General features: G+C 46.6%; 5 protein-coding genes. 2 read left to right on the top strand and 3 right to left on the bottom strand.

Features of this window, described 5'->3' with window-relative positions:
* Positions 1-2,435: hypothetical protein (locus tag QUA77_RS28015; RefSeq protein WP_333453854.1), on the bottom strand; the 2,435-nt coding region annotated here is incomplete at its 3' end.
* Between the two features lie 295 nt (positions 2,436-2,730).
* Here QUA77_RS28015 and QUA77_RS28010 point away from each other — a divergent pair.
* Both QUA77_RS28010 and QUA77_RS28005 read left to right on the top strand, forming a co-directional pair.
* Entirely contained in the window at positions 2,731-5,301 is a 2,571-nt protein-coding gene (locus tag QUA77_RS28010) for a zinc metalloprotease HtpX (protein ID WP_333453853.1), read from the top strand.
* A gap of 976 nt (positions 5,302-6,277) precedes the next feature.
* A complete protein-coding gene (locus tag QUA77_RS28005; RefSeq protein ID WP_006633606.1) occupies positions 6,278-6,847 on the top strand; it encodes an RNA recognition motif domain-containing protein in 570 nt (189 codons plus the stop codon).
* A gap of 339 nt (positions 6,848-7,186) precedes the next feature.
* On the opposite strand, the gene QUA77_RS28000 is transcribed toward QUA77_RS28005, so the two are convergent.
* Together QUA77_RS28000 and QUA77_RS27995 are read right to left on the bottom strand one after the other, a co-directional pair.
* Entirely contained in the window at positions 7,187-8,197 is a 1,011-nt protein-coding gene (locus QUA77_RS28000) for a tellurite resistance TerB family protein (RefSeq protein ID WP_333453851.1), read from the bottom strand.
* A gap of 164 nt (positions 8,198-8,361) precedes the next feature.
* Positions 8,362-8,637: a CHAT domain-containing protein gene (locus QUA77_RS27995; RefSeq protein WP_333453856.1), complete on the bottom strand. Its 276-nt coding sequence runs from the start codon at positions 8,635-8,637 to the stop codon at positions 8,362-8,364.
* Positions 8,638-8,868 lie beyond the last annotated feature (231 nt).

Below are 8,868 nucleotides of genomic sequence, written 5' to 3'. Positions count from 1 at the left end.
AGAGCATTGATATAATCCGGTGCAATAAGTAAAGCAGAATTATAGGCTGCGATCGCTTCAAAGTAAGACTGTTTTGCTGCCTCAAATTCACTTAGCTGTGCTTGCAATTCGCCCAGACTTCGCAGCGTATTCCCTTTGTTGTTGAGAGCATTGATATAATCCGGTGCAATAAGTAAAGCAGAATTATAGGCTGCGATCGCTTCAAAGTAAGACTGTTTTGCCGCCTCAAATTCACTTAGCTTTGCTTGTAATTCACCCAGACGTAGTAGCGCAATCCCTTTGCTGTTGAGAGCATTGATATAATCCGGTGCAATAAGTAAAGCAGAATTACAGGCAGCGCTCGCCTCAAAGTAAGACTGTTTTGCCGCCTCAAATTCACTCAGAATTGCTTGCAAATTACCCAGACGTAGTAGCGCAATCCCTTTGTTGTTGAGAGCACAAATATAATCCGGTGCAATAAGTAAAGCAGAATTACAGGCTGCGATCGCCTCAAAATAAGACTGTTTTGCCGTCTCAAATTGACTTAGCTGTGCTTGCAATTCACCTAGACTTTGCAGTGCATTCCCTTTGTTGGTGAGAGCAGCGATATCATCCGGTGCAATAAGTAAAGCAGAATTATAGGCTGCAACTGCCTCTAAATGTTCCTGTCTTGCCTCTACATATCGAGCCAACCGAGCATAGTAATCTCCCTCCGAGCGCGAAACTCTACCAAGCCAATAATCACTTTTAATCCACAACTCATCTCTAACTCCCAGCAGCGACTCGCATTCCCCGTAACGACTCAGCCGCAATGCTTCATCAAACACCTCTTCCCATTCCTTCACACCCCGCTCCCAATCCAAGCGATTAGCATGATAAATTGCCTCAGCCGCATCCCCCACTTCCCGATAATGCCCCTCTAAAACCTCATGCGCCCTGCGAGTTTTCGGATGATCCCGATCGGCATCCAAGCGCCGCAATAAATCGTGAATCCGATACCAATTATCCCCCCGCTTTTCCGATTTCCACACAAAGGAAAAACTCGTCAAAACCTCAAAATTTGCACTACTTGCCTGGAAGTGACAACCCACTCCCAATTTCACATACAAATCCTCATCAAAAGCGCTGCAAGCACTCAGCGAATGCACAGCCGATCGCACTTCCCGATCCACATACAAAAGCAGCCGATCCGTTAACTCCGCCGTCTTATTTTCCAACTTCGGAATCCCCGAAAAATCCGACGCCAGCAACTCGATTCCCCGTCTTCTTTCTGCCAGCACCACATCCGCGCACAAACCTAAATAAAACGGATGTACCTGCAAATTCTCCCAATTATCATCGGGATTGACGCTGGCATATTTAATTACAGCATCTGCCAAATCTGTCTTGTCAATCTCCACTTTGTGCAAGTAATCCCTCGCATCATCTGGGGACAAATGCCAAACCAATTGTGCATCTATATAATCTGCGGGAATCGGAAACTTCGACGCATTCGGCCACCGCAATTGCGTCACCGGACACTCTCGCCCCGCTACAGCAACCACAATCCCCAATTTGTAATCCAATGCCCTCAACAACCGCCGAAACCACTCATCTTGATACCAAAAAGTTGCGCCTTGAGAATTGCGTTTTTCATCCCACATTTTCTCGTGAGTATCGAACAGCATCACGAGGCGTTCTGGTTTGTTTTTGCCAGCCATAGCCGCATTCAAATCCCCAGCAAACAATTTCGGCAAACCGTCGGTTAACTCAGTATCAATATCTTTCCGCCGAATTTCATCTGCCTTTTCGTCGCTGACACCCAAGCGATTTTGAATTAATTTCATCGCCCGCTTGATACCGCCCAATTTATCTATCCCTTTCAGCACCGCCACAGCTTGCGCCACCACCGGAAAGTCTGCAAAAGTTTCAACTACAGGTGTCAACAATTCCATGACATCATCGGGAAAAAGCTGGCTGAGAGTTGCGTCAGACTCGCCTTTGTTCAGCAAATACCAAAAGCAAGCAAAATCGTAATTGGGAAATTTAAATTTATATTTTTTTGCTGATGCTGCTACATTTCGCCGCAGCATCAGCAAGCCGTAAAATCTATCTTGCGGTTTATCTTCTTTAATCGGTATCAATCCGAAATCGTGTCTGACTGCGGGTATGGGGGTGTAGTTTTTGGCTTCACGGACGAAATTAGCAACTTCGGCCGCTTTTGATTCTGGGAGTGCGCGCAATTGTTGCCAAACCTGCGGCGAAAATCTTTTGCAGCAGTTATACTGCAAGTGTTTTAGGAGCAATGACTTGCCGTTGCCTCCATCGCCGAAAAAATACAAAATTTGTTCCGGAGGCGGGTCTTCGTTTAAATAAAAGGCAAATCGGCGGGTAAATTCGTGTCTGTCGGTGAAGAGTTGGAGTTTGCGATCGTCCCCGATTGATTCGCTTTCAAAATTTTCGTCGTCAATTGGCATAAGTGTGCGGGTGAGGTGTTAATTTAATTATAAGCAAAAATTAGATTGAATCGGCGATTGAAATCGCTTCTTGTCAAACAAAGTCCGCCTTCGCGGACTAAGAGATAAAGGAAGTATTTAACCCGGATTTAGCATAAATCTTCAGTCTTCATAGCGAAGACTTTAACTTTGAGGGAGGGGTTTAAACTTCTGCCCGATCACAACGATCGTCCGCTGGGAATGGCCGAAAGTTTGAATATTGAGCGGTTTCAACCGCCGAAGAAACTGCAACAACTGGTGACAGAGAAATAGAGCTGTGTTAGAACAGCTATCGATCGACCACCCAAGCTATCTTAGAAAGGACGCTAGCGAAAGCACAGTCATGGCACCTCCCACTAATCAAAATCCGGCGGATTCATCTGCAAAACAGTCTTTAGAGGCTGGGCTAGCAGCTTTGAAACAGCAGGATTACCCCACCGCGATCGCCCTTTTAGAATCCGTTACCCAAACCGCAGCTAATCAACCGTCGGGAATTCGCGCGCAGATGGGGTTGGTGGCTGCGTACAAAGCAACAGGTAATGTGAAAGAGGCGATCGCCCTGTGCTCTTCCCTCGCCAAAAGTCCCAACACTCAAGTCAAAACTTGGGCCGAGCGCGCTTTAAAAGAATTAACCCCCCCTCGCCCCCCAAAGCCACCGGCAAATAAACCAAAATCCGCAGAAACTCCCCCCGAAACAGGCTTTGTCGCCTTTGATGCCGGAACAAAATCGCCGAAAAAATCGCTTGGGAGCGATCGACCGAGCGCAGACAAAAAAACAGGATTTTTACCTTTAGACCCGGTTGTAGAGCCAGAAAACGCCAAATCGAAACCGATTTCCCCGCCACCTCCACCCCCCACACAGCCGATTCGCCCGACATCAGAGGGCGGGCACGGGGGCACCGCCCCTACAGAAACCGCACCCGATACAGAAATTAGCAGCGAAAATAGTTCCGCTTCCCCAACAGATATCCCCGGAGTCGCCAGCCCAGATACTTACCAACTCACTTGGCGCGAAGCAGGCCGCGCGAAAAGCCCGCGCCCCCTCAAACCCCTGAAGTTGCTGGAGTTTCGGCTGCAAGCCGTTGCAAGTGCGATCGCCCTATTTTTCCTAGCCCGGTTTGTCCTGCAATTCCTGCTGACAAACACTAATTCTCTGTTGGTTCAGCTTTACATATTCACTAGACTGCCTATTTTCGCGCCGATTCAGCTTTTTTACCGCGATCCAACTCCGTTTGTTCAGATGGTTTTTGGATTGCTTTTGGCCTCGTCTCCGTGGCTGATAGACGCGCTGCTGAAACTGTTTTGCGGCATCGAAACCCTGCGCGGGTCAGTTTTATCCAAGCACAGCAAGGAAGCTAGTCGGGTACTGCGAAGTTTTTGTACCAAGCAAAATATGCCGGTGCCGGTGCTGAAACTCTTGCCGCTGAATGTTCCTGTAGCTTTCAGTTACGGCTGTTTGCCCCGTTTTGCTCGGATTGCGGTGAGTCGCGGGCTGTTGGAACAATTGACGGATGATGAAATTGCTACTATTTTCGCGCGGGAGTTGGGGCACATTTCTCACTTGGATTTTGCGCCGATGTCGCTGGCGCTGCTGGTGATTCAGATTCCTTACTTGATTTATTGGCAGGTGGCGCACTGGCAAGAGCGGTTGTGTGATTTAATGACGATCGAGTTTTTGCGTTCTGCTGTCAAATTTGTGGCCGCTGCAATTTCTGCTACGAGTTATGGGATTTATAAGTTGTTCAGGTGGCCGATGTTGTGGCTGTCGCGCCGCAGAGTGTATTTTAGCGATCGCACTGCTGCTGAAATTACGGGAAATCCTAACGGTTTGACGCGGGCACTGGGTAAAATTGCGATCGGCATTGCTGATAATATCGAACAGCAAAAACAAACTAGCTTTTTCCTCGAAAGTTTCGATCTATTGTTACCTGTAGGCGTTGGACAAGCTGTAACCCTTGGTTCTGCTGCATTACACGCGCCGCTAGAACAGATTTTGCTGTGGGATGTCAGCAATCGCGAGCGCAACTGGTTGACGGTTAACCGCGCGCATCCTTTGCTGGGAGAGCGTTTGAAGCTGTTGGCCCTCTATGCTCAATTTTGGCAACTGGAGACTGAGTTAGATTTGGCAAACGCGGGAGTCCAAGAACAACCCAGGAAAGGAAAATTGTCTCTGTTTAAGTCAATACTCGAATTTAAAGATTCAAAACTATTTTTACAGGGTGCGCCGTTTTTTGGAATTCCGATGAGTTTGGCGATAGTCGGGGTGCTTTGGCTGATTGGCGGGATTTTTTCGAGGACGAGTATCTGGCAGTTGGATTGGCTTTGGGGCGATCGATCGATTCTTTGGGGGTGTTTGCCGATCGGATTTAGCATCGGTACTTTGATGCGGATCAATTATTTCTTCCCGGATATTACACCGCGAGAAACCGCTTCGCCGAGTTTGCCGGAAATTTTGTCAAATCCCGATAGTTTGCCGCTGGATGCTGAACCGGTGCGGCTCGAAGGCCAACTTTTGGGTCGATCGGGTATGAATAATTGGCTGGGACAAGATTTGATTTTGCAAACGGCGACAGGTTTGGTGAGGTTGCACCATGTTTCGAGGTTTGGCTACATTGGCTCTTTGTGGCCATTTTTGTTCAAAGAGACTACTCGCCCCAGCGATTTGATCGGAACATCTGTTGTGGCGACTGGTTGGCTGCGCCGGGGTGCTACTGTGGCGATCGACCTTGAAAGTCTCCGCAGTCAAGGAGGGAGGGTTAGTGACAGCGGACATCCGATTTGGTCTGCGATTTTGGCTTTTGCTGCTGCTTTTTGGGGCGCCTACATCATTATCCAAGGCCCAAGGTGAAGAATAGTTGTCCGATTGTGGTGTGGATCGGCCTCAACGCGCAGCCAGGATTAGTTTTGAGTTAAACAGCGGAGGGGCGATCGGATTCTGGAGTTGCTCCCTACGCACCCTAGAGTCTATCCGTTACATCCGTTACAAAATCCGTTGCCGAACTTCCTTCTTCCTTCATTAAGAAAAGTTGCTTTTTTGCCAGCCCTCTGTTACATTAGTTTACAGGAATTGGATTGAATTAAATAGCGCGATAACTTCAGTTGGCTAAAATCCCTTAAGGCATTGCGTAAAAATTGTCAACATCCCAACACAGCAAGTACAGCCAGCCGCTTGTCGGCTGTTTTTTTTCGACCGCTATTTTTGCTGTGCGGGATGAATTCTCAAAAGTGATTCAGATGTGGTTTCCGTTAAATTCAGACTGAAATCTTCCTAAATAACTAGCTCTGTTACCAAGGCTGTGATACCTTTAAAGAATGCTCGGACTCTGCCGGGCCCGATTTAAGGGATACCGGGTAAGTGAGTAGTTCTCAGCATTAGGAGCGAGATTAGGAACGAGGTAAGATTACTGGCTGAAAAAATGTTAGCCATTTTATCCATCACTGTATTAAACTGAATACTGGCATTCCGATCGCTTGCAATTGACATCCTTGGACATAAATTTCGAGACGGCGCTGGCTATAAACATTCTGAATCAAAACCGGAAGCAAGTAATACAGAATAGCCAATAGCCTAAACATTTGAGTGATGACTAAAAGTTTACACAACAACCTGAGATTTAAAAGCTCTCTGCATCGGCGGTTAAGTTCCGGCCTTATCAGAGTAAATCATCTTTTTGTTCTAAAAGGTGGGGGGAGCTGTCAAGGTTGGTGGGAGGAATGCGCCAATTCTCGGGTTATGTGGTGTTTGCCTGAAGTCAATATTCAGTTGACTTCAGGTAATTCTGTTCGAGCAAATTAATTAAAATCCAAGTCGGGAGGAATTTTTCATGTCTATTCGTCTTTATGTTGGCAATCTACCGAAGGAACTCGATCGCCAAGAATTGCAAGAAGTTTTTGCACCGGAGGGCGAATCTGTTACCACAAAGGTAATTACAGACCGCAAAACTGGTAAATGCAGAGGCTTCGGTTTTGTGACGGTGCTAACCGACGAACAAGCCGACCAAGTTATTGAGAAATACAACGGCTTGATGTTCAAAGAAAACCCCCTGAAAATAGAAAAGGCACTGCCCCGTTCTAAGGGTAAATCTGAAAAGGGCGAAGACGATCAGCAGCAGTCGCCGCAGTCACCGCAGTTGGTGTCGGCATCGGCGTCTGTGCCTATGCCTGTGCCTGCGCCGCAGCAACAGCAGCGCTCGGCTTCGGCTCCCCCTACCCAAGGTGGAGGCGGTTCCAGCAAAAGCAATCGCCGTCGGGGTGACAACAACAAGTCTCGCCGCAATCAGTCAGCAACAACGGTGTCGAGCGCTGATTCCGGCTCAGTGCAGCCAGATCCGCGCTGGGCGAGTGCTCTGGAAGAACTCAAGCAAAGATTGGTGGAAGCTCAGACTACTAATTAGTCGTAAATGGCGGCTAATTGCTGCTGTCTCTCGACTGTGGTTGACTGAATGTATCTGGAAGTGCGATCGAGAATGGGTCAAAAAACCCTGTTGTCGATCGCACTCTTTGATCGTAAAAAACCTCTAATATCTAGCAATGCGGTAAAATAACCGCGATCGGGCAAGTAATGAAAACTCAAGTCCTGACTACCAACCAGTTGGATTTTGGTCGATCGACCGGACATGATGTAATATCCTGAGAATGGTTGGCAAAAAACCCGGTTTCTCTGAAAATATAGAGTTAACCAGCGAAACATTTAGAAAGAAACCCGGTTTTTAGCTCCCCTAAATAATTCCTGGTTATTCGATCGGCCCAAATTCAATTGTCTCAATAAACTCAAAAATCTTGTTCATAATTCCCTCAACTTCAGACTCCAGCGAACCCAATTCATCCCCCTCGTGATAAATGCGCTGACAGCTTACCGTGTAGCAAAAATCGTCAGCAATAAAAGCCAAAAGTCCCCGGTAAGCATCCAACCGAGTCAGAGGACCCTCGTTTTCTTGCACGCTGATAGTTGCACCCGCAGGCAAATCTAAAACCACGAAATAAGCTTCTTCATCTTCTAAATATTCTGCGTGGAGTAACTTAGAATTGGCAACATTAGCAAGAATTGCCTGAGAAACAAAATTGTCGAGAAAAGACTTGAGATAAGCTTCCTCGCCAACCGACTCGATTGTTTTTTCCACTTCACCAGCAACAGCGAAATAATCAATTTTCAGCAAAACGCCAAAGTCGTCTGAAAATGCGACACAACCTTCTTGATCATCAATTTTACCGCCTCGTTCCTCGTCAACAGGAATGGGAACGCTAAAATTGCCTTCAGGAGATACGTACCATGCCGCATTATCGAAATCAGACTCTTCGCCCTCTACTTCCGAGTAAGCAGCAATTACATCCTCAATAATTTCTGCTGCTTCCTCGTCTTCCACACCTAATGCTTGCTGGAATTCCTGAAGAAAAGCCTGGTGCTTCTGAGATATTTCGCCATCTGCGACAAACATTGCTGCGGTTATTGCAAAAGTATCCAATACTAACTCATCTGGCATGGATTCCCAAGCAGTATTAAATAATGCTCCTAAACCGTCTTGGGCAACAATACTGGCGAGTCTTTGAAACATGGCTGACATATCATCTTCCGAGTATTCAGCAAATATTTCTGATTCCCAAAGTATGCTTTCTAAGATATCAGCATCCGTATCAGGGGAATTTGCCTCCGCTGCGACAAGTGCTACCGCTGCTACGGATTCTTCTAAAGTCAAGCTTGCTTCGGATTGGTCTTCTGAATTGAATATTTTATCAAACTTGCCCACAGGTTTTGCCCCGCTAGTGTTTAGTTTCGCTATTCATAGCAAATTTATGACATAAATAGATAGTAGTCAGGGATACATTTACTTTTTGCAAAATCCCGCCAGTCAATGTAGGGTGCGTCTAGCCTTACACCTTACCACTGGTGAATATCAAATCTCCAATTAATTTACCAAGGACTGCCAATTGCGAATCCGGCCCAAAACTTCGGGTGTGAGACATCTGCATTTGCTACTTGTGTAGCTTGATTTATGTCGATCGCGCCTTGAGTTCCCCGCAATTGACCGTCTTTTACTACAATTTGTTTGTGGATCATTGCCAGTTGAGCTTTTCTGAGCGCTTCAGCTTTAATTGGCTGCGATCGCAAATTGCCATAAAACTCAGTCATCAGCGCTAAAGTGGCGACATCCTTAAGGCTGTAAGGTCGATCGCCCTTAAATCCTATAGTCCTGGACGCATCAAAACCAAAGAAACGGGGTTTTTTGCCATTTTTTCTGTTAGTCAGCCAAATAACACGACTCCCGCGCCCGCAAATCTCAGCTTACAACCGTCAACAGCAGCGACTAATCCAGGTAGTTTAACAGTAAATTCTGCCAATACTATAGCAATCCTAAATCATTATCAAGACTATGATACAATTATATGCAATACTCGATCGTGAATAAAAAGATGAATA

This window comes from Microcoleus sp. K5-D4 (genome assembly GCF_036704575.1).
Classification (GTDB): domain Bacteria; phylum Cyanobacteriota; class Cyanobacteriia; order Cyanobacteriales; family Microcoleaceae; genus Microcoleus.
The sequence above is the reverse complement of the archived record's forward strand: the minus strand, read 5'-3'. Positions and strand labels throughout refer to the sequence as shown.

Bases quoted from the DNA above. Each gene is read 5' to 3' on its own strand.
- QUA77_RS28005 (WP_006633606.1), top strand. From the start codon at position 6,278: ATGTCTATTCGTCTTTATGTTGGCAATCTACCGAAGGAACTCGATCGC.